This is a genomic window from Dactylosporangium maewongense, assembly GCF_039531485.1.
In the GTDB taxonomy this organism is placed as follows: Bacteria; Actinomycetota; Actinomycetes; order Mycobacteriales; family Micromonosporaceae; genus Dactylosporangium; species Dactylosporangium maewongense.
The window spans coordinates 252,586-272,698 of sequence record NZ_BAAAQD010000018.1; the positions used below are offsets into that span (position 1 = coordinate 252,586).

At 71.7% G+C, this 20,113-nt stretch carries 16 protein-coding genes and 2 pseudogenes; 5 read left to right on the forward strand and 13 right to left on the reverse strand.

Features of this window, described 5'->3' with window-relative positions:
* Positions 1–13: 13 nt before the first annotated feature.
* From ABD332_RS38560 to ABD332_RS38570, 3 genes and pseudogenes are all read right to left on the reverse strand, one after another.
* Positions 14–913, reverse strand: a complete 900-nt coding sequence (locus ABD332_RS38560; protein ID WP_344508134.1) for a hypothetical protein — start codon at positions 911–913, stop codon at positions 14–16.
* Positions 914–1,092: 179 nt separating this feature from the next.
* Positions 1,093–1,167, reverse strand: a pseudogene (locus tag ABD332_RS38565) (sigma factor-like helix-turn-helix DNA-binding protein); the annotation flags it as partial.
* A gap of 125 nt (positions 1,168–1,292) precedes the next feature.
* Positions 1,293–1,604 (reverse strand): annotated as a pseudogene (locus ABD332_RS38570) (sigma factor); the annotation flags it as partial.
* Here ABD332_RS38570 and ABD332_RS38575 point away from each other — a divergent pair.
* Both ABD332_RS38575 and ABD332_RS38580 read left to right on the forward strand, forming a co-directional pair.
* On the forward strand, positions 1,528–2,718 hold the full coding sequence (locus tag ABD332_RS38575) for a PQQ-dependent sugar dehydrogenase (protein ID WP_425552355.1): 1,191 nt from the start codon (positions 1,528–1,530) through the stop codon (positions 2,716–2,718). The pseudogene ABD332_RS38570 and the gene ABD332_RS38575 overlap by 77 nt on opposite strands.
* Positions 2,715–4,367, forward strand: coding sequence for a metallophosphoesterase family protein (locus ABD332_RS38580; RefSeq protein ID WP_344508136.1), 1,653 nt, complete (start codon positions 2,715–2,717; stop codon positions 4,365–4,367). The genes ABD332_RS38575 and ABD332_RS38580 overlap by 4 nt, the downstream gene beginning before the upstream one ends.
* Positions 4,368–4,614: 247 nt before the next feature.
* Here the strand turns inward: ABD332_RS38580 and gatB are convergent, their stop codons facing one another.
* On the reverse strand, positions 4,615–6,108 hold the full coding sequence (gatB, locus tag ABD332_RS38585; RefSeq protein ID WP_344508138.1) for an Asp-tRNA(Asn)/Glu-tRNA(Gln) amidotransferase subunit GatB: 1,494 nt from the start codon (positions 6,106–6,108) through the stop codon (positions 4,615–4,617).
* Between the two features lie 77 nt (positions 6,109–6,185).
* On the opposite strand from gatB, the gene ABD332_RS38590 reads away from it, so the two are divergent.
* Positions 6,186–6,362 carry a DUF4236 domain-containing protein gene (locus tag ABD332_RS38590; protein WP_344508140.1) on the forward strand — a complete coding sequence of 59 codons (177 nt, stop codon included), beginning with the start codon at positions 6,186–6,188 and terminating at the stop codon, positions 6,360–6,362.
* A 44-nt stretch (positions 6,363–6,406) separates the two neighbouring features.
* Here ABD332_RS38590 and gatA read toward each other — a convergent pair whose 3' ends face one another.
* The 7 genes from gatA to ABD332_RS38625 form a co-directional block, all read right to left on the reverse strand.
* Positions 6,407–7,882, reverse strand: a complete 1,476-nt coding sequence (gene gatA / locus ABD332_RS38595) for an Asp-tRNA(Asn)/Glu-tRNA(Gln) amidotransferase subunit GatA (RefSeq protein WP_344508142.1) — start codon at positions 7,880–7,882, stop codon at positions 6,407–6,409.
* A gap of 3 nt (positions 7,883–7,885) precedes the next feature.
* On the reverse strand, positions 7,886–8,185 hold the full coding sequence (gene gatC / locus ABD332_RS38600) for an Asp-tRNA(Asn)/Glu-tRNA(Gln) amidotransferase subunit GatC (protein ID WP_344508144.1): 300 nt from the start codon (positions 8,183–8,185) through the stop codon (positions 7,886–7,888).
* A gap of 250 nt (positions 8,186–8,435) precedes the next feature.
* Complete coding sequence (locus ABD332_RS38605; RefSeq protein WP_344508146.1) at positions 8,436–10,445, reverse strand: putative bifunctional diguanylate cyclase/phosphodiesterase; 2,010 nt, start codon at positions 10,443–10,445, stop codon at positions 8,436–8,438.
* 220 nt (positions 10,446–10,665) lie between these two features.
* On the reverse strand, positions 10,666–12,777 hold the full coding sequence (gene ligA / locus ABD332_RS38610; RefSeq protein ID WP_344508148.1) for an NAD-dependent DNA ligase LigA: 2,112 nt from the start codon (positions 12,775–12,777) through the stop codon (positions 10,666–10,668).
* A 36-nt stretch (positions 12,778–12,813) separates the two neighbouring features.
* Positions 12,814–13,764 carry a uroporphyrinogen decarboxylase/cobalamine-independent methonine synthase family protein gene (locus ABD332_RS38615; RefSeq protein WP_344508150.1) on the reverse strand — a complete coding sequence of 317 codons (951 nt, stop codon included), beginning with the start codon at positions 13,762–13,764 and terminating at the stop codon, positions 12,814–12,816.
* Positions 13,761–14,831, reverse strand: a complete 1,071-nt coding sequence (gene mnmA, locus ABD332_RS38620) for a tRNA 2-thiouridine(34) synthase MnmA (protein WP_344508152.1) — start codon at positions 14,829–14,831, stop codon at positions 13,761–13,763. Before mnmA ends, ABD332_RS38615 begins: the two co-directional genes overlap by 4 nt.
* Positions 14,832–14,844: 13 nt before the next feature.
* On the reverse strand, positions 14,845–16,014 hold the full coding sequence (locus ABD332_RS38625; RefSeq protein ID WP_344508154.1) for a cysteine desulfurase family protein: 1,170 nt from the start codon (positions 16,012–16,014) through the stop codon (positions 14,845–14,847).
* Between the two features lie 369 nt (positions 16,015–16,383).
* Between ABD332_RS38625 and ABD332_RS38630 the strand changes: the two genes are divergently transcribed.
* Positions 16,384–16,980 carry an RNA polymerase sigma factor gene (locus ABD332_RS38630; RefSeq protein ID WP_344508156.1) on the forward strand — a complete coding sequence of 199 codons (597 nt, stop codon included), beginning with the start codon at positions 16,384–16,386 and terminating at the stop codon, positions 16,978–16,980.
* Positions 16,934–17,755 (forward strand): anti-sigma factor, encoded by an 822-nt coding sequence (locus ABD332_RS38635; protein WP_344508158.1) that lies wholly within the window; start codon positions 16,934–16,936, stop codon positions 17,753–17,755. The genes ABD332_RS38630 and ABD332_RS38635 overlap by 47 nt, the downstream gene beginning before the upstream one ends.
* Before the next feature lie 70 nt (positions 17,756–17,825).
* On the opposite strand, the gene ABD332_RS38640 is transcribed toward ABD332_RS38635, so the two are convergent.
* Positions 17,826–18,776: an electron transfer flavoprotein subunit alpha/FixB family protein gene (locus tag ABD332_RS38640; protein WP_344508160.1), complete on the reverse strand. Its 951-nt coding sequence runs from the start codon at positions 18,774–18,776 to the stop codon at positions 17,826–17,828.
* 14 nt (positions 18,777–18,790) lie between these two features.
* Positions 18,791–19,570, reverse strand: coding sequence for an electron transfer flavoprotein subunit beta/FixA family protein (locus ABD332_RS38645; protein ID WP_344508161.1), 780 nt, complete (start codon positions 19,568–19,570; stop codon positions 18,791–18,793).
* Between the last annotated feature and the right edge of the window lie 543 nt (positions 19,571–20,113).

Here is a 20,113-nt window from a genome sequence, read left to right on the forward strand (position 1 = left end):
CGAACAGTAGCGATCAGGACTCCCAGTCCGAGACGAGCCTCTCCCCGAACAGCTGCGACACCTCCTCCAACAGCCACGTCGAGCCGAGCTCCGCCCCGGTGGCGTCCCGGACGGCGACGGGCCCGGGCCGGGCGTTCGTCACGGCGACGCCGCCGGTCAGCGCCGCGCCGAGGCCGCCGATCTCCGCCCGGACGTAGGCCTGGGTCGCGCCCGGCTTCGCCGTGAAGATCAGCACCCGGTCGCCGAGCTGGCCCGAAGGGGACGGCACCCGGATGACGATCACGTCCGGGTCGGCGCTGATGGAGGTGGACACCACTCCGGAGCCGCCGCGACCGGGCGCCGCCGTGAACGTGGTCGCGACGGTCGCCGCGGCGGGGGCGTCGGCGAGCACCACCGCGACGGCGCCGGAGGGCAGGCGGGCGGTCGACAGCGTCCACGTCCCGGGGGATCCCTCGATCGGACCGCTCCAGCGCTGCCGCAGCGGCTCGTGCTGGATGCCGGCGGACGAGATCAGGTGCTCGTAGGAGGAGGTGTCGAGCACGGCCGGTGCCTCCGAGCGGATCTTGCCGTCGCAGCCGACCCGCCAGCGCTCCTGCGGGTCGGGCGCCGCCCAGGCCGTCCAGCTGCCGTCCGGCGCGCCCGCCCACTTGTGCTCGACGGTGTTCTCCGGGCTGGCGGAGGCGCCGATCGACCGTTCGATCGCGCAGGCCGCCGGGGCGAGCCCGATGGTGACCGGCACGGCGGTGCTGGTGACGGTGACCAGCGGCCCGAGCGGCCCCGCGACAGCGCCGCCGACGAGGTCCTCCACGGCGCCCTGGATGGGGATGTCGCTGTGGTACAGCGTCGCCGAGCGCTCGTCGTAGCGCACGTACACGAGGAACCGGCGCCCCGACACGTCACCGAGGAACAGCACCTTGACGCCGTCGGAGAAGGAGGACTCGACGGCGCGCAGCAGGTCCGCGTCGCCGGCGAGCGAGCCGCGGGTCGGCGAGTCGAGCAGCGCCCGCGTCCACGTCGACAGCGGCGGGTAGGGCCGCTGCTCTTCACCGATCCGACCGAGATGCCCAGCAGCGAAGCGGTCTCCGTCTCGGTCAGGTCCTCCCAGTACCGCAGCACCAGCACGGCACGCATCCGCGCCGGCAGCCCGTCCAGCGCCTCCAGCAGCATCCGCCGGGCGAGGACCTGATCGGACCCGGCCGGTCCGGTGGATCGCCGGTCAGCACCTCGGCGTTGCGCAGCCGCCGCCAGATGCTGGTGCGCTGGTTGACCATGACCCGCCGCACGTAGGCGAACGGCTCGTCGACCCGGTCCCAGTGCCGCATGACCTTCAGCAGGCTGCTCTGCAGCAGGTCCTCGGCGGCGTGCCGGCTGCCGGTCAGCAGAAACGCGGTGCGCAGCAGGTCGCCGTATCGAACCTCGACGAAGTCCTGGAACTCCTCGGCCGCCATATGGCTCCTCTGCACAAGGTCGCAACGCACCGTCACACCAGCAGACGCCGACCCGCGGACAAAGGTTGAAAGGAAGAAGATGTATCGCAACGCTAGTCTTGGGCGGGTGAAAGCCCGGACGTACGCGAAGTGCCTGGCGGCGAGCGCCACGGTCATGCTGGCCCTCGCCGGCTGCTCGTTCGGCCCGCCGCCCCCTGATGAGCTGGGCTCCCCGCCGAAGCTGTCGCCGTATCCGAGCGCGTCGACGTCCGGCGGTGAGGAGGAGGGCGGCCAGACGCAGGTCGCGACGACCGTGCTGGCCAAGGGCCTGGCGGTGCCGTGGGGCATCGCGTTCCTTCCGGACGGTTCCGCGCTGGTCACCGAGCGTGACAGCAAGAAGCTCCTGAAGGTCGGCAAGGAGTCCACGTCCGACGGGCTCACCGTGACGACCGTGCAGACCATCGACGAAGTCGTGCCGGGCGGCGAGGGCGGCCTGATGGGCATCGCGGTGTCGCCGCAGTACGACACGGACAAGACGGTGTTCGTCTACTACACCGCCAAGGACGACAACCGGGTCGCCAAGCTCACGCTCGGCGAGCCGCCGACCCCGATCCTGACCGGCATCCCGAAGGCGGGGATCCACAACGGCGGCCAGATCCACTTCGGACCCGACGGGTTCCTGTACGTGTCGACCGGCGACGCGTCGAAGCCGGAGAACGCGCCGAACCTCAACAGCCTCGGCGGCAAGATCCTGCGGATCCAGCCCGACGGGAAGCCGGCCCCCGGTAACCCGTTCGGAACCGCCGTGTACAGCTTCGGACATCGCAACGTGCAAGGGTTCGCCTGGGACAAGAACAACCGGCTGTATGCCGTGGAGTTCGGCGCCGGCGAATGGGACGAGATCAACGTGATCGAGGCGGGCAAGAACTACGGCTGGCCGACGTACGAGGGCAAGGGCAACGACCCGAAGTTCGTCGACCCGATCCAGGTGTGGAAGACGTCCGAGGCGTCGTGCTCCGGGCTCGCGGCCATGGAAGGGTTCCTCGTCACCTCGTGCCTGAAGGGCGAGCGGCTGTACGTGATGCAGCTCACCGACAAGGGCGGCCTCCTCGGCGAGCCGAGCGCGCTGCTCAAGGACACGCACGGGCGGCTGCGCGCCGCGGTCGCCGCGCCGGACAACAGCATCTGGGTCTCGACGTCGAACAAGGACGGCCGCGGCACGCCGAAGGCCGACGATGACAAGCTGCTGCGGATCGTGATCAGCAACGTGGGCGGGGCCGGAAAGAGTTGACCTCACCGTTCCACCGACGGGCCGCGCTGGCCGCCCGCCGGATTCAGCGCCGGACGATCATGGCGGCCGCCCGGCGGCAACGCCGCACGTTCCGCACCAGCCAGACGGTATGGCGGCGGATCCTGCACGGCGCGCTGCTCGGGGTCGTCGCGATCGTCGGCATGCTCATCGGCGTCGAGCTCGGCGGGCACACGACCCAGGACATCGGGCCGTTCCAGGCGCAGCTGTCGCTGACGCCGTCGTGGCACGGCGACACGTCGGTGGAGATCCCGCCGCTGGGGTCGCTGGAGCTGGACAGCCACGACGGCCCGGCCCACCTGGAGATCCGCCTGGAGTCGCTCGACGAGGCGCGGACCAGGGCGGTCGTCGCCGGCGGCGGCAACCTGGAGCAGGTCAGCCACGACGCCGTCGACCAGCTCAACCTGGGCGTGCGCCGGCTGGCGCTGCAGACCGCCGGCTCCGGGCTGCTCGGCGCGCTGATCCTCGTCGGGCTGGTGTTCCGGGCCCGGCGCGAGACGGCGATCGGCGGCCTGGTGGTCGTGGCGGTGCTCGCCTCGGTCGGCGGCGCGACCGCGCTGACGTTCAAGCCCGCCGCGATCCAGGAGCCGACCTACCGCGGCCTGCTGGTGAACGCGCCGGCGATCATCGGTGACGCCCGCCGGATCACCGACCGCTACGAGGAGTACCGCGCGCAGCTGCAGAAGCTGGTCCTCAACGTCTCCAAGCTGTACGGCACGATCTCCGCGCTGCCCGTGTACGAGCCCGACACCAGCGCGACCAAGGTCCTGCACATCTCCGACATGCACCTCAACCCGGCGGCGTGGGGCGTGGTCCGCACCGTCGCCGACCAGTTCAGCGTCGACGTCGTCGTCGACACCGGCGACATCAACGACTGGGGCAGCGAGCCGGAGGCCTCCTACGTCGGGGAGATCAGCAAGCTACGGGTGCCGTACCTGTACATCCGCGGCAACCACGACTCGGCGGTCACCGCCGCCGCGGTCGCGAAGCAGCCCAACGCGACCGTGCTCGACAACTCGATCACCACGGTCAAGGGCCTGACGTTCGCCGGGATCGGCGACCCCCGGTTCACCCCGGACAAGTCGACCGACGCGACCAACGAGGAGCAGCACGCGGCGGTCGTCTCCTCCGGGCAGCTGCTCGCGGACAAGATCCTGGCCAACCCCAAGCCCGTCGACGTCGCCCTGGTCCACGACCCGGTGGCCGCGCAGCCCCTCGCGGGGATCTGCCCGCTGGTCCTGGCCGGGCACCGGCACGCCCGCTCGATCACGCGACTCGACCCGACCATTCCGGTCGTGCTGCCGTCCGACGGCGCGTCGCCCGCGGTCACGCAGCCGGAGCGCACCCTGCTGATGGTCGAGGGCTCCACCGGCGGCGCCGGGCTGCGCGGCCTGGAGAGCGCCAAGCCGCTGCCGCTCGCGCTGTCCATCCTGTACTTCGACAAGGACCGCCACCTGACGGCGTACGACGACATCCAGGTCGGCGGGACGGGCTTGACGGAGGTGTCGCTCCAGCGGCACATCGTGGCCCCCGACAAGGCGGCGCCACCACCGTCCCCATCGCCGACGCCATCCGCGTCCGTGACCCCGTCGCCAACGGCGATCGGGGTGACGACCAGCTCGACATCGTGACCACCGACAAGCGGCGCCGACGCCAAGCGCGTGACGACCAGATCGACATCGCGGTCGCCGACAAAGCGGCGCCGACGCCGTCCGTGACCCGGCGTCGACGGCAAGCGCGACGACCAGATCGACTTCGTGACCGCCGACAAGCGGTGCCGACGCCGAACGCGGTGACCAGCTCGACTTCGTGAGCAGCGACAAAGCGGCGCCGGCACCCTCCGGGGTGCCGGCGCCGCCCTAGTCCGTGCCTCGTCGCCTACGACAAGCGGGCGATGACCAGCTCGCGGACCGTCTTCGCGTCCGCCTTGCCGCCGGTGGCCTTCATGACCGCGCCGACGAGCGCACCAGCGGCGGCGACCTTGCCGTCGCGGACCTTCGCGGCGATGTCGGGGTTGGCGGCGATCGCCTCGTCGACGGCCTTCGTCAGCGCGCCCTCGTCGGAGACGACCTCCAGCCCGCGGGCCGCGACGACCTCGGCGGGCGTGCCCTCACCGGCGATGACGCCTTCCAGCACCACCCGGGCGAGCTTGTCGTTGATCTTGCCGGCGTCGACCAGGCCCTGCAGCTGCGCGACCGCCTCCGGGCTGACGCCGAGCGCGTCGAGCTCCTTGTCGGTCTCGTTGGCGTGCCGGGCCAGCTCCCCCAGCCACCACTTGCGGGCGGCGGCCGCGTTGGTGCCGGCGGCGACGGTCGCCTCGATCAGCTCCCACGCGCCGGCGTTGAGCACCGACTGCATGTCGAGGTCGGAGAAGCCCCACTCGGCCTGCTGGCGCTGGCGGCTGACCCGCGGCAGCTCCGGCAGCGCGGCCTTGAGCTCCGCGACCCACTCCGCGGCCGGCGCGAGCGGCACGAGGTCCGGCTCCGGGAAGTACCGGTAGTCGGTCGCCGTCTCCTTGCTGCGGCCGGACGTGGTCTCGCCGGTGTTCTCGTGGAAGTGCCGGGTCTCCTGGATGATCGTCCCGCCGTCGGTGAGGACCCCGGACTGCCGGATGATCTCGGACCGGACGGCCCGCTCGACGCTGCGCAGCGAGTTGACGTTCTTCGTCTCGGTGCGGGTGCCCCACTCCTCGCCGGGCCGGTTCAGCGACGTGTTCACGTCGCAGCGCATCGAGCCCTGCTCCATCCGCACATCGGAGACACCCAGCGAACGGATGACGTCGCGCAGCTCCGTGACATAGGCCTTCGCGATCTGCGGCGCCCGGGCCCCGGTGCCCGGCACGGGCTTGGTCACGATCTCGACGAGGGGGATGCCGGCGCGGTTGTAGTCCACGAGGGACTCGGTGGCGCCGTGGATACGCCCGGTCGAGCCGCCGACGTGCAGCGACTTGCCCGTGTCCTCCTCCAGGTGGACCCGCTCGATGCCGATGCGGACCAGCTCCCCGTCGACCTCGACCTCAAGGAAGCCGTCGACGCACAGCGGCTCGTCGTACTGGCTGATCTGGAAGTTCTTCGGCATGTCCGGGTAGAAGTAGTTCTTGCGGGCGAAGCGGCCCCACGGCGCGATCGAGCAGTTGAGCGCGAGCCCGATGCGGATCGTCGCCTCGATCGCGGCGCGGTTGGCGACCGGCAGGGAGCCGGGCAGGCCGAGGCAGACCGGGCAGACCTGCGTGTTGGGCTCCGCGCCGAACTCGGTCGGGCAGCCGCAGAACATCTTCGTGTTGGTGCCGAGCTCGACGTGCGTCTCCAGGCCGATGACCGGCTCGAAGCGCGCCACCGCCTCGTCGTACGACAGCTGGGTCGCGGTGCTCATCTAACGCCTACTTTCAGCCTCTGGTGTATCCATGCCCGGCATTGGGTACCAACTGCTCACCTGGAGAGGAGAACGCCATGCCGGTGCAGTTTCGGAAGAGCAAGAAGTTCGGCCCGTTCATTTTCCACTTCACCCAGGAAGGGTTCTCTTCCTGGAGCTTCAAGCTGGGCCCCTGGTCGTGGAACTCGCGGACCAAGAAGAACCGCGTCGACCTCCCCGGCCCCTTCTCGTGGCGCCAGGGCAGCCGCGGCTGAACCCCGGTGAAAGGGCGGCTCTTCACAGGGCCGCCCTTCGACGGTTACAGCGCGGGCGGGGTCAGCGGCGGCAGCGCCGACTCGAGGGCCGCGGCGACCCGGTACATCCGGTCGTCGGCCATCGTCGGTGCCATGATCTGCAGCCCCACCGGCAGCCCTTCGGACAGACCGGCCGGCACGGAGATCGCGGGCCCGCCATACAGGTTCGACGGGATCGTGTAGAGGTCCGCCAGATACATCTGGTAGGGGTCCGACGTGCGTGACCCGAGCGGGAACGCCACGAACGGCGTGGTCGGCGCGACCAGCACGTCCGCCTTGGCGAAGGCCTGCTCGAAGTCCCTGGAGATCAGGGTCCGCACCTTCTGCGCCTGCCCGTAGTAGGCGTCGTAGTAGCCGGCGGACAGCGCATAGGTGCCCAGGATGATCCGGCGCTTGACCTCGGGGCCGAAGCCTTCCTCCCGGGTCAGCTGCATGACCTCTTCGAGCGACCGCTTGCCGTCGTCGCCGCTGCGCAGCCCGAACCGCACGCCGTCGAACCTGGCCAGGTTGGACGAGCACTCGCTCGGCGCGATCAGGTAGTAGGCCGGCAGCGCGAACTTGAAGTTGGGGCACGAGACCTCGACGATCTCCGCGCCCAGCTTCACCAGCGCGTCGACCGACTCGCGATACGCGGCGGCGACGCCGGGCTCGGCACCTTCCCCGGCGAACTCCTTGACCAGGCCGAGCCGGACCCCGCTGAGGTCACCGGTCGCGCCGAGCCGGGCCGCGCCGACCACGTCGGGCATCGGCTGCGGGATCGACGTCGAGTCGCGCGGGTCGTGGCCGCCGATGATCGCGTGCAGCAGCGCCGCGTCCTCGACGGTCCGCGCGCACGGGCCCGGGGTGTCCAGCGAGCTGGAGAAGGCGACGAGACCGTAGCGCGACGTGCCGCCATAGGTCGGCTTCGCGCCGACGGTGCCGGTGACCGCGGCCGGCTGGCGGATCGAGCCGCCGGTGTCGGTGCCGATGGCCAGGGGCGCCTCATACGCCGCGACCGCCGCGGCCGAGCCACCGCCGGAGCCGCCGGGGATCCGGCCGGTGTCCCAGGGGTTGTACGTGGGCCCATACGCCGAATACTCGGTCGAGCTGCCCATCGCGAACTCGTCCATGTTGGTCTTGCCGAGCATGACGAGCCCGGCCTCGCGCATCCGCGTCATGATCGTCGCGTCGTACGGCGGCCGCCAGCCCTCGAGAATCTTCGATCCCGCGGTGGTCGGCACGCCCTTGGTCGTGATCACGTCCTTGACGGCGACCGGCACGCCGGCGAGCGGGCGGACCTCGTCGCCCTTGGCGCGGGCGTCGTCGATCTTCTTCGCCTCCGCGAGCGCGCCGTCGCGGTCGACGTGCAGGAACGCGTGGACCTTGCCCTCGACCGCCTCGATCCGCTCCAGATGGGCGGTGGCGACCTCGACCGCGGACAGCTCCTTCGCGGCGAGCTTGCGGCCGAGCTCGGCCGCGGTCAGCTTGGTGACGTCAGACATCGCTCAGGCCTCCTCGTCCAGGATCCGCGGGACGCGGAAGCGGTTCTCCTCGGCGTCGGGCGCGCCCGACAGCGCCTCCTCGCGCGTCAGCCCCGGCACGACGACGTCGTCGCGGAACACGTTGGTCAGCGGCACGGAGTGCGACGTCGGCGGCACGTCAACCGCGGCGACCTCGCCCACCTGGGCGACGGCCTGCAGGATCACGTCGAGCTGCCCGGCGAATGTGTCGAGCTCGTCATCGGTGACTGCAAGCCGCGCGAGGCGGGCGAGATGCGCCACCTCTTCGCGGGAAATGGTGGCCATGGGTGCGATGCTCCTTCAACAGTCGGCTCGACGCAGTCTATTTCGTCCCCCGCGGTCGCCGTGCGCGACGGTCCGCTCGCCGTTGTCCAATGGCGTTTCCGGCGGGTGTACCCAACGCCGCGGCGCTCTCACCCGGACGGCATTCCTTCACCGTGTCCCCCCACAGTCTTTCCCGCGCGATCTTCGAACTGCCACTGCCGTCGCGCTTCGATCTGCCACTGAACCTACTCGGGGGGTGTGACAGTTTCGTTCAGGCGCTGTGGGCGACCGCGGAACGGCGGTGGCGGGTCAGCCAGTCGAGCAGGCCGTCCGGCGGCATCGGCCGGGCGAAGTACCAGCCCTGCGCCAGGTCGCAGCCCGCCTCGACGAGCATCCGCCAGGTCCGTTCGTCCTCGACGCCCTCCGCCACGATCCGCAGCCCGAGCGCCCGCGCCAGGTCGATCATCGACCGCACGATCGCCGCGTCGTCGGGGTCCGTCGCCACCCCGAGCACGAACGACCGGTCGATCTTCACCTCCCTGAGCGGCAGCCGGCGCAGGTGCAGCATCGAGGAGTACCCGGTGCCGAAGTCGTCCAGCGCGATCGCGATCCCGAGCCGCTCCAGCCTGGCGAGCGTCGCCAGGACCCGCCGCGGGTCGGCCATCAGCGCGCTCTCCGTGATCTCCAGCTCCAGCCGCTCCGGCTCGATCCCCGTCTGCCGCAGCTTCGCCTCGATCCGGTCCGCGATCTCGCCGGTGTGCAGGTCCCGGACGCTCACGTTCACCGCGACCCGTACCCGCCCGGCCCGGTCGCCCCACGCCGCGAGCTGGTCGATCGCGTTGTCGATCAGCCGGAACGTCAGCAGCCGCATCACCGAGCTGTGCTCCGCGACCTTGATGAGCTCCTCCGGGTCGACGAGCCCCCGCTGCGGGTGGTGCCACCGCAGCAGCGCCTCCAGCCCCACCACGTCGCCGGTCGCCAGCTCGACCTGCGGCTGGTAATACAGCGCGATCCCCCGGTCACCGGGGGTCTCCAGCGCCCTGCGCAGGTCGGCGAGCAGGCTCAGCCGCTCCGGCGAGTTGTGGTCGGCCTCCGGCGCGTAGACGGCGAGGTTGTCGCCGCGTCCCTTCGCGTCGTACATCGCCACGTCCGCGTGCTGCATCAGCTCCTCGAAGCCCGTGCCGTGCTCCGGGTACACCGCCACCCCCACCGACCCGCCCACGTCGATCGGCAACCCGTCCAGCAGCACCGGCTCCCGCAACGCGTCCATGATCTTCTCCGCGTGCACCCTGGCCTCGGCGACGTCGCTCAGGTGCGGCACCACGATCGCGAACTCGTCGCCGCCGAGCCGCGCCACCTCCGCGTCGGCCCGCTCGCTCAGCCGCCGCGACACCTCGATCAGCAGCCGGTCCCCTACCCGGTGCCCCAGCGAGTCGTTGACCTGCTTGAACCCGTCCAGGTCCAGCAGCAGCAGCGCCAGCCGCCGCGCCGTCTGCCGGGTCGCGGCCCGCTCCGCGTGCTCCTCCAGCCGCTGCTCGACCGCCCGCTCCAGCCCCTTCCGGTTCGCCAGCCCGGTCAGTGGATCGCGCCGCGCCTCGAGCGCCCGCTGCGCCGACAGGGAGGTCATCCGGCGCACCGCATACAGCGTGACCAGCGCCAACGGGATCAGCAGCACGTCCACCCCGGCGGCCGCCACCAGCCCCGGCGCCGACAGCAGCAGGGCCCCGGTCGCCAGCGCGTCGGTCTTGACCGCCCGCGCGAACCGCGCCCGCCACCCCTGCCCGAACCGCAACCACACCGCCGTCGAGACCAGCAGGTTGTTGACCACGAACCACGCGACCGCCGCCACCACGATCCACCCGACGTGATGCGACCCGCGCAGGATCAGATCCGCCACCGCGAACGACACGAAGTACTGGGCCGCGTTGAACGCCGCCCGCCACACCGTGTGCCGCAACCATCCCGCCGTGATCGCCACCGCCGCCAGCTGCACCAGCACCGCCGGCGCGAACCCGAACGCCAGCATGATCGCGAACGTGAAGCACACCGACGGGAAGGCCATCATCGCGTCGTCGCGGCCCACCTGCACGAACGGCTTGGTGTCAGCGACGACCGCACACCCCGCCAGCACCCAGAACGCCGCCGGAAGACTCGCCGGGAACCCGCCGGGCAGGCTGCCCACCAGCAGCATCGCGCCGGCCCCCACCACCACCGCGACGTAGGCGAAGAACCGATGAGCATGCCTGGGCGGCGCGACGTTACGCAGCGCGCTCTGCTCCATCCACTCCCCCGCTCGGGTGCCATCGACCACTCCGTCGAGACGCCCTGCGAGCGTGCACCCTCAACCGCCACCCAAACCGGAAAGGATGCTGAATCGATGCACAAAACCCCCGCCATTCCACCGACCGGGCGATCACGTCCCATCGAATATCACTACTGCGTAGCGATACCCGAACGTTCCGTGAGCCACTCAGGCGAGGGACGGCCGGGGCCGTCCCTCATCAGCCGACCGCGGGAGCCGCGTCCTCGGCAGCGGGGTCCGCGAGCTGGGCAAGGGCCCGCGCGGCGTCGGGGCCTTCGGTGAGCAGGACCTCGAAGGCGGCCTCGTCGAGGATCGGGACCTTCAGGGTCGCGGCCTTCTCGGCCTTGGAGCCCGGCGACTCGCCGACGACGACGAAGTGCGTCTTCTTGGAGACGGAGCCGGAGACCTTGCCGCCGCGGGAGGTGATGGCCTCGGCGGCCTGGTCGCGGGAGTAGCGGTCGAGGGAGCCGGTGACGACGACCGTGATGCCGTCGAGGGGGCGGGGGCCGGAGGCCACCTGCTCCTCGACCATGCGGACGCCGGCGGCGGCCCAGCGGTCGACGATCTCGCGGTGCCAGTCGACGGCGAACCAGTCGTGGACGGCGCGGGCGATGGTGGGGCCGACGCCCTCGACCGCGGCGAGCTCCACCGGGGTGGCGGTGGCGATGGTCTCCATGGAGCCGATGGAGTTGGCCAGGGCCTGCGCGGCGGTGGGGCCGACGTGGCGGATGGAGAGGGCGACCAGGATGCGCCAGAGGGGGCGCTCCTTGACCTCCTGGAGGTTGACCAGCAGCAGCTGGGCGGTGCTGCTGAGCGAGCCGTCCTTGTTGACGAAGAACGGGGACTTGGCGAGCATGTCGGCGTCGATGTCGAAGAGCTCGGCCTCGTTGGTGAGGACGGACTCGAGGAGGGCGGCGGCGGACTTCCAGCCGAGGGCCTCGATGTCCAGGGCGTTGCGGCTGGCGAGGGCGAAGAGGCGCTCGCGGAGCTGGCCCGGGCAGACCCGCGAGTTGGGGCAGCGGATGTCCTTGTCGCTCTCCTTCTCGGGAGCGAGGGCCGTGCCGCACGACGGGCAGTGCGTCGGCATGACGAAGGCGACCTCGGATCCGTCGCGGCGGTCGGCGACCGGGCCGAGGACCTCGGGGATGACGTCGCCGGCGCGGCGGATGACGACGGTGTCGCCGATGAGGATGCCCTTGCGGACGACCTCCTGCGCGTTGTGCAACGTCGCCTGCGCGACCTTGACACCGCCCACGGCGACGGGCTCCATCACGGCGAACGGGGTGACGCGCCCCGTGCGCCCGACGTTGACCTCGATGCCGAGCAGCTTGGTCATCGCCTCCTCGGGCGGATACTTGAAGGCGATCGCCCAGCGGGGCGCCTTGCTGGTGGAGCCGAGGCGGCGCTGGATGGACATCTGGTCGACCTTGACGACCACACCGTCGATCTCGTGCTCGATGGTGTGGCGGCGCTTGCCGTAGTCGGCGATATAGGCGCGGACGCCGTCGAGGTCGTCGAGGACCTTCCACCGGGGTGAGGTCGGCAGCCCCCAGGCGTGCATCAGCTCATAGGCCTCGGACTGGGTGGCCGGATTGAACCCCTCGCGGGCGCCGAAGCCGTGGACCAGCATCTGCATCGGGCGGGACGCGGTGATCCGTGGATCCTTCTGGCGGAGGCTGCCGCTGGCCGCGTTGCGCGGGTTGGCGAACGGCGGCTCACCGGCGGCGACCTGGGCCGCATTGACCTCCTCGAAGCCGGCCAGGGTGAAGAACACCTCGCCGCGGACCTCCAGCAGGTCGGGCAGGTCGGTGCCGGTGAGGTGCTCCGGGATGCCCGCGATGGTCCGCACGTTGAGCGTGATGTCCTCGCCGGTGCGGCCGTCGCCGCGGGTGGCGGCGCGCACCAGGCGCCCGCGCTCATACGTGAGGTTGACGGCGAGGCCGTCGATCTTCAGCTCGCACAGGTAGCGGGGAGCGCTGCCGGCGTCGCGCTCGATGCGCTGGACCCAGGCGGCGAGCGCCTCGTCGTTGAGCGCGTTGTCGAGGCTGAGCATGCGCTCGGCGTGCTGCACGGCCGCGAAGTCGGTGGAGAAGGTGCCGCCGACCCGCTGGCTGGGCGAGTCGGGCGTGACGAGCGCCGGGAACTCGGCCTCGATCGCCTCCAGCTCCCGCATCAGCGTGTCATAGACCGAGTCGTCGACGGCCGGCGACTGCAGGATGTAATACCGATACTGATGCTCGTCCAGCTCGCGGGACAGCTCGGTGTGCCGCTCGCGCGCTTCGAGGGTGGGCTCGGTCCCTGCGTCGTTCATGCCACGAACTTACCGCCCGGGTACGACAAAAAATGGCTACAGATGATCCGTGAGCCGCCGGCCGGCGTCGCGCAGCGCCCGCAGCACCTTCACCGGCGGCGCCGAGATCCCGCACGGTGGCGTGACGACGACCTGCGCCGGCAGCGAGCTGAGCGGGAAGCCCAGCTTGCGCCACAGATCCGTCACGGTCGAAGCGGGCGACGGCCCGGACACGCCGGCGAAGAGCCCCGCGCCGCCGTCGAGGAGCTCGCCGAGCGCGTCCAGGTCGGCGACCAGCGACAGGTCCACGGCGACCGCCACCGCCCCGGCCTCGCGCAGGAGCGCGAAGGGGACACCGGGGGCGCAGCAGTGCACGACCACCGGCACGCCGGCCGCCGAGACCACCGACGACAGCGCGGACCGCGCGACGGAGACGTCCACGGCGCGCAGCGTGCCGTACCCGCTCTCCGAGGGCACCCGGCCGGCCAGCACCGCGGGCAGGGACGGCTCGTCGACCTGCAGCAGGATCGTGGCGTGCGGCAGCCGGGCCCGCACCGACGCGACATGCGCGGCCACGCCGTCCGCGAGGGACCCGGCGAGGTCGCGCGCGGCACCGTGGTCGCGCAGGACCGCCCCGCCGATCGGCAGCTGCAGCGACGCCGCGAGCGTCCACGGGCCGGGCACCTGGACCTTGAACGTGCCGGCGAACGAGGACGCCTGCTCGGTCATCGTGTCGAGATCGCGCTCGAGGAAGTCCAGGGCCACCCGCAGGTCGTGGCCGGGCCGGGAGGCCACGCGCCAGCGCCCCGCGTACAGCTCGATCGGCAGCTCCGTCAGCAGCGCCCCGCCCCTGCCGATCATGTCGGCGCCGGGGCCGCGGCCGGGCAGCTCCGGCAGGTGGGGCAGGTCCGGCAGCTCGCCGAGCACGATCCTCTGCGCCTCGGCGATGTCGGTGCCCGGCATGGAGCCGATCCCGGTGGCGGACCCCACCGGCCAGGGAAATGTCATGAGGTTTCCGAAATAGTCGCCGAACCGAGCACGATGTCGCCTTCGTCAGATGGCTGGTAGCAGACGATCGCCTGCCCGGCGGCAACGCCACGGGCGGGCGAATGCAGTGCGGCCGTCAGGGACGAACCGTCGAGCACCACCGAGGCGGGGAACACGGACCCGTGCGCCCGGAGCTGCACGGAGCAGTCCAGGGCCGACGCCGATCCGTGCCACACCGGCCGCGCACCCACCACGGTGGACACCTCGAGCGCGGACGCCGGCCCCACCGTCACCGTGTTGGTGGCGGGCGTGATCGAGAGCACGTAGCGAGGGTTGCGGTCGGGCGCCGAGACCCGCAGGTCGAGCCCGCGGCGCTGGCCCACGGTGTACGCGAACGCCCCCTCGTGCCGCCCGACGACCGCCCCGGTGGTGGCCTCCACGATGTCGCCGGGCTGCGACCCCAGCCGGTCGGCGAGGAACTTCCGCGTGTCACCGTCGGCGATGAAGCAGATGTCGTGGCTGTCCGGCTTGTCCGCCACGGCCAGGCCGCGCGCGGCGGCCTCCTCGCGGACGGCGGCCTTCGTGGAGTCGCCCAGCGGGAACATCGCCCGGGACAGCTGCGCGGCCGTCAGCACCGCCAGCACGTAGGACTGGTCCTTCGCGTAGTCGACGCTGCGCCGCAGCAGCCCGTCGGCGCCGAGCCGCGCGTGGTGACCGGTGACGACCGCGTCGAACCCCAGCGCCACGGCCCGGTCCAGCACCGCCTCGAACTTGATCTTCTCGTTGCACCGCAGGCACGGGTTCGGCGTCCGCCCGGCCGCGTACTCGGCGACGAAGTCGTCCACGACCGAGTCGTGGAACTGCTCGGCCATGTCCCACACGTAGAACGGGATCCCGATCACGTCGGCGGCGCGCCGCGCGTCGCGGGCGTCCTCCAGGGTGCAGCAGCCGCGGGCGCCGCTGCGATACGTCTGCGGGTTGCGCGCCAGGGCGAGGTGGACCCCGGTCACGTCGTGACCGGCCTCGGCCGCCCGCGCGGCCGCGACCGCCGAGTCGACCCCACCTGACATCGCCGCGAGCACTCTCACAACGAAAGCCTACCTAGAGGCGCGACTTGACCGCGCCGGCCCGGCGCGCCCGCTCCACGACGGCGGGCAGCGCGGCGACGAGCGCGTCGACGTCGGCCTCGGTCGACGTGTGCCCGAGGGTGAACCGCAGCGACGAGCGGGCCTCGGCGTCACCGGCGCCCATCGCGATCAGTACATGCGACGGCTGCGCCACACCGGCGGAGCAGGCCGAGCCGGTCGAGCACGCGATGCCCTGCGCGTCGAGCAGGAGCAGCAGCGCGTCGCCCTCGCAGCCCGGGAACGAGAAGTGCGCGTTGCCCGGCAGCCGGTCCGCGGGGTCGCCGTTGAGGATCGCGCCGGGCACGGCGTCGCGGACCCGGGCGACGAGGTCGTCGCGCAGGCGCCCGATCCGCTCCGCGGTCTCGCGCTGGGTCTTGACCGACAGCTCGACCGCGACGGCGAGCGCGACGATCCCGGGCACGTCCAGGGTGCCGGAGCGCACGTCGCGCTCCTGGCCGCCGCCGTGCAGCAGCGGCGTGCAGGCGACCTCGCGGCCGAGCAGGAGCGCGCCGACGCCGATCGGGCCGCCGAGCTTGTGCCCGCTGACCGTGAGCGCGGCGGCGCCGCTGGCGGCGAAGTCGACGGGGACCTGCCCGACGGCCTGCACCGCGTCGGTGTGGAACGGCACCCCCGCGGAGGCCGCGAGGGCCGCCAGCTCGGCGACCGGCTGGATCGTGCCGACCTCGTTGTTGGCCCACATCACGGTGGCGACCGCCACGTCGTCGCCGGACACGGCCTGCGCGAAGTCGTCGACCGAGACCCGGCCCGACGAGGAGACCGGCAGCCACGTGACCGCCGCGCCCTCGTGCCGCTCCAGCCAGGCGACCGCGTCGAGCACCGCGTGGTGCTCGACGGAGCTGGCCACGATCCGGTTGCGCCGCGGGTCCGCGGCCCGCCGGGCCCAGAAGATGCCCTTGGTGGCGAGGTTGTCGCTCTCGGTGCCGCCCCCGGTGAAGATCACCTCGGACGGCCTGGCGGCGAGCGCGGCGGCGATCTGCTCGCGCGACTCCTCCACCCGGCGGCGGGCCTGGCGGCCGGAAGCGTGCAGCGACGAGGCGTTGCCGACTGCACGCGCCGCGACGACGAAGGCGTCGAGCGCCTCCGGGAGCATCGGCGTAGTGGCGGCATGGTCGAGGTACGACATCGGACCCAAGCCTAACGGCCGTCCGCTCCTTACCGCGCCGCCGGTTGCGCGGTGATCACCACGGGGTCCCGGCGGTGGCGTCTTCGCGTCGGACCGGGCCACCGCACGTGATCAGGAGCCGCCGCCCCGCGCGGGGCATCGCTCCAGCGGGACGGCGGTCTCGACGGCGTGCACCCGTCGCGTCCCGTCACTGCCGGTGACGGTCAGCGGGTCGCGCGGAGCCAATTCGCGCAGTATGAAAAAACGCGCTCTTGCCCCTGCACTGCATCCAACACCCCCTCCCGCGCCGAACACGTAGACGGAAGTCCCCTGTGAGATGCGATAACTTCAGGACGTGCCTGTGCGACGGCGACAACCACGGCGAGCCCGGTGAGTGCCGGGCACCCGGCGGACGGCGAGGACGGCTTCGCCGAGCTGTTCCGCGCCGGTGACGAGCGCGCGCTGCGGCAGGCGTACGAGCGGTTCGGGCCGGCCGTGTTCCACCTCGCCGCCCGTGGGCTGGCGAGCACGACGGACGCCGAGGACGTCACGCAGGCCACGTTCGTGGCGGCGTGGCTGGGCCGGGAGAGCTTCGACCCCGCCCGCGGGTCGATGCTCGGCTGGCTGCTCGGGATCGCCCGGCGCAAGGTCGTCGACCAGATCCGGGCGGCGGCCCGCGACGACCGGATCGCCGACTCGGTCCGCCGGCTCGCGCCCGCCGTCGAGGTCGAGGCGCCGCCGGACCGGGTCGTCGACCGGCTGGTCGTCGCCGACGAGATGGCCCAGCTGCCCGGCGAGCAGCGGCGGGTGCTGGAGCTGGCGTTCTACGACGACCTGACCCACCCGCAGATCGCGGCGGTGACGGGCCTGCCGCTGGGCACGGTGAAGAGCCACCTGCGGCGCGGGATGGCGAGACTTCGCAGTCGATGGGAGGTGGACGGTGTCACATTTGGAGCCCGAGCGGCTGGTGCTTCTGGCGCTCGGTGAGGAGACCCTCGACCAGCACGAGACCGGCCACCTCGACACCTGCGGGCGGTGCCGCACCGAGGTGGACGAGCTGCGCGACGTCGCCGGCCTCGGCCGTCAGACGCAGCGGCTGCGCGACCTGCCGCCCCCGCCGGAGCACGTCTGGCAGCGGATCCGGGCGGAGCTGGCGGCGACCGACCGGGCCACGCCCCCACCCGCCGTGACGCTGCACACCGACCCACCCCCGACCGCCACACGTGCTCGTGTCGCTTCAGCGGCTGCGGTACTGCCTGCTGACGTCACCGTCCGTCGTCGGCACGGCTGGCGGGTCACCGCCGCTGTCGCGGCGGCGGCGGCCGTCGTGGCCGCGACCGCCGCCGCGGCCGGGACCGCGCTGGTGCTGCGGGACGGGCCCGCGGCCCCCGCCGTCGCCTCCTGCCCGGCCGGCTCGCCCCGGGTGTCGCTGGAGGCGCTGCCGGGCGCGCCGGCCGGGGCGGGCGGCTACGCCTGCCTGGTCAGCGTCGACGGGGAACGGAAGCTGTTCGTGCACGCCGAGGGGATGCCGGACCAGCCGGACGGCGACTACGAGGCCTGGCTGCTCGACTCGACCAGCCTGGACGCCCCCGCGCTGCGCATGCAGGCCCTCGGCGTGATGGGCGCGAAGCCCGACCAGCAGCTGACCGTGCCCGGCACGCTCGACCTGCGCAAGTTCAACATCGTCGACATCTCCGCCGAGCCGCACGACGGCGACGCCACCCACTCCGGCAAGAGCCTGCTCCGCGGCACGCTCCCGTAGCTCCAGTACTCCGGAGCACGAAAAGCGCCGCCCGCCGGAGACGGCGGGCGGCGCATTCGTCGGCGCGGGGTTACTTGCGCTTGCGGATCTCCTCGGCGGCCTGCGGGACGACCTTGAACAGGTCGCCGACCACGCCGAAGTCGGCCAGTTCGAAGATCGGCGCCTCGGGGTCCTTGTTGACCGCGACGATCGTCTTCGACGTCTGCATGCCGGCCCGGTGCTGGATCGCGCCGGAGATGCCGAGCGCCACGTACAGCTGCGGCGACACCGTCTTGCCGGTCTGGCCGACCTGGAACTGGTGCGGGTAGAAACCCGAGTCGACCGCCGCCCGGGAGGCGCCGACGGCGGCGCCGAGCAGGTCGGCCAACTCCTCGACGAGCTTGAAGTTGTCGGCGCTGCCGACGCCGCGGCCGCCGGAGACGACGATCGAGGCCTCGGCGAGCTCCGGGCGGGCGCCCTTCGCCTCGACCTTGCGCTCGACGACCTGCGCCAGCTTGTCCTTGTCGGTCAGCGCGACCTCGACCTGCTCGACCGACGGGGTGGCCGGCGAGGGGGTGGGGGTGAGCGAGTTGGGCCGGACCGTGACGATCGGCAGGCCCTTGCTGACCTTCGACTTCACGATCGTCGAGCCGGCGAAGACGACCTGCGTGGCGACACCCTCGGCGTCGAGGGCGACGGCGTCGGTGAGCAGCCCGTTGTCGAGCTTGACGGCGACCCGTCCGGCGATCTCCTTGCCCTCCTGGCTGGAGGCGACGAGCACCGCGGCGGGCGACACGCGCTGGATCAGCGACGCGAGGACGGTGGCCTTGCCGGCCACGAGGTAACCGTCGAGGTCCTCGCTCTCGGCGGCGTAGATCTTCGAGGCGCCGAACTCGCCGAGCTTGTCGGCGACCGCCGAGGCGGAGCCGCCGAGGACGACGGCGGACACGTCGCCGAGGGTCCGGGCCAGGGTCAGCATCTCGAGGGTGACCTTCTTGACGGCGCCCTGGGAGGCCTCGACGACGACCAGTACTTCAGCCATGGTTCCGAACTCCCTTAGACGAACTTCTCGGAGGCCAGGTACTCGACGAGCTTGCTGCCGCCGTCGTCACCCGCGTCGATCTTGTTGCCGGCCTGGCGGGGCGGGCGCTTGCTGTGCTCGACGACGGCGCTGGTCGCGCCCTCGAAGCCGACCTCGCCCGCGGCGATGCCCAGGTCGCCCAGCGACAGGGTCTGCAGCGGCTTCTTCTTGGCCGCCATGATGCCCTTGAACGACGGGTAGCGCGGGTCGTTGATCGTGTCCCACACGCTGACCAGGGCGGGGGTGGAAGCGGTGACGACCTCGTAGCCCTCGTCGGTCTGCCGCTCGATGGTGACCGAGGACTTCTCGACGGTGAGCTTGCGGGCACCGGTCAAGGCCGCGATCCCGAGCCGCTCGGCGATCATGTGCGGCATGACCTGCACGCGGCCGTCGGTCGACTCGGCGCCGCAGATGACCAGGTCGGCCTGCTGCTGCGCGATGGCGGCGGCGAGCACCTTCGAGGTGGCGACGGCACACGAGCCGTGCAGCGCGTCGTCGACGACGTGGACGGCGGAGTCCGGGCCCATCGACAGGGCCTTGCGGATCGACTCCGTGGCACGGTCGGGGCCGACGGTCAGGACGACCACCTCGCCGCCGTGCGCCTCCTGGAGCCTCAGCGCCTCCTCGATGGCGTATTCGTCCATCTCGTTGATCACGTTGCTGGCCGACGCGCGGTCGACGGTGTTGTCGTCACTGCGCAGGTTGCGGTCCGCGCCGGAGTCCGGCACCTGCTTGACGAGTACGACGATCTTCATCGTGGTCCGAGGTCCTCCTGCTTGACAGTCACCGCGCCATCGCGGCCGACTTGCGCCCCACGTTACGGCTCATCCTGGTCGCGAACAGGTTCGCCTCTCGTACGTTACTCAAGAGTAGGTTCGAAAGTGTCGTGAAAAGTGTCACCGGAGCGCTCACCCTGAATCGGGGGGTGGGTGAAATGTCACAGAACACCGCGCTTGTCGAGCCGGCGCGTGAGCTCTCCGCGGCGGTCGCCAAGCACGCTGCGGAAAAGGTCACACACCGTCGCTGCGAGCCACCGGATGAGCACCGGTGCACGTGTGGTCACCCCCGCGAACGCTGCGTGACCGAGACCATCCGTGCGCTCTGGCACATGCCGGTCTAGCCCTCCGGCCGGCGCCTTCCCGCGGCCTTAGTCGTCGACCATGACCGCGGCCTAGACGGTCTATTCCAAGGGATACCGGGGCGGTGAAAGTAGACGAGGGTCTCCATGATCGACGTTGCTGAGCAACGAGACCATGGAGGCCACGTGCACGTCGATCTGGACACCCTCGCCACTGCAC

Coding starts and splice junctions, on each gene's coding strand:
- ABD332_RS38575 (WP_425552355.1), top strand. CDS start 1,528: ATGTATCGCAACGCTAGTCTTGGGCGGGTGAAAGCCCGGACGTACGCG.
- gatB (WP_344508138.1), bottom strand. CDS start 6,108: ATGAGCACCGCGACCCAGCTGTCGTACGACGAGGCGGTGGCGCGCTTC.
- ABD332_RS38590 (WP_344508140.1), top strand. CDS start 6,186: ATGCCGGTGCAGTTTCGGAAGAGCAAGAAGTTCGGCCCGTTCATTTTC.
- gatA (WP_344508142.1), bottom strand. CDS start 7,882: ATGTCTGACGTCACCAAGCTGACCGCGGCCGAGCTCGGCCGCAAGCTC.
- gatC (WP_344508144.1), bottom strand. CDS start 8,185: ATGGCCACCATTTCCCGCGAAGAGGTGGCGCATCTCGCCCGCCTCGCG.
- ABD332_RS38605 (WP_344508146.1), bottom strand. CDS start 10,445: ATGGAGCAGAGCGCGCTGCGTAACGTCGCGCCGCCCAGGCATGCTCAT.
- ligA (WP_344508148.1), bottom strand. CDS start 12,777: ATGAACGACGCAGGGACCGAGCCCACCCTCGAAGCGCGCGAGCGGCAC.
- ABD332_RS38615 (WP_344508150.1), bottom strand. CDS start 13,764: ATGACATTTCCCTGGCCGGTGGGGTCCGCCACCGGGATCGGCTCCATG.
- ABD332_RS38625 (WP_344508154.1), bottom strand. CDS start 16,014: ATGTCGTACCTCGACCATGCCGCCACTACGCCGATGCTCCCGGAGGCG.
- ABD332_RS38640 (WP_344508160.1), bottom strand. CDS start 18,776: ATGGCTGAAGTACTGGTCGTCGTCGAGGCCTCCCAGGGCGCCGTCAAG.
- ABD332_RS38645 (WP_344508161.1), bottom strand. CDS start 19,570: ATGAAGATCGTCGTACTCGTCAAGCAGGTGCCGGACTCCGGCGCGGAC.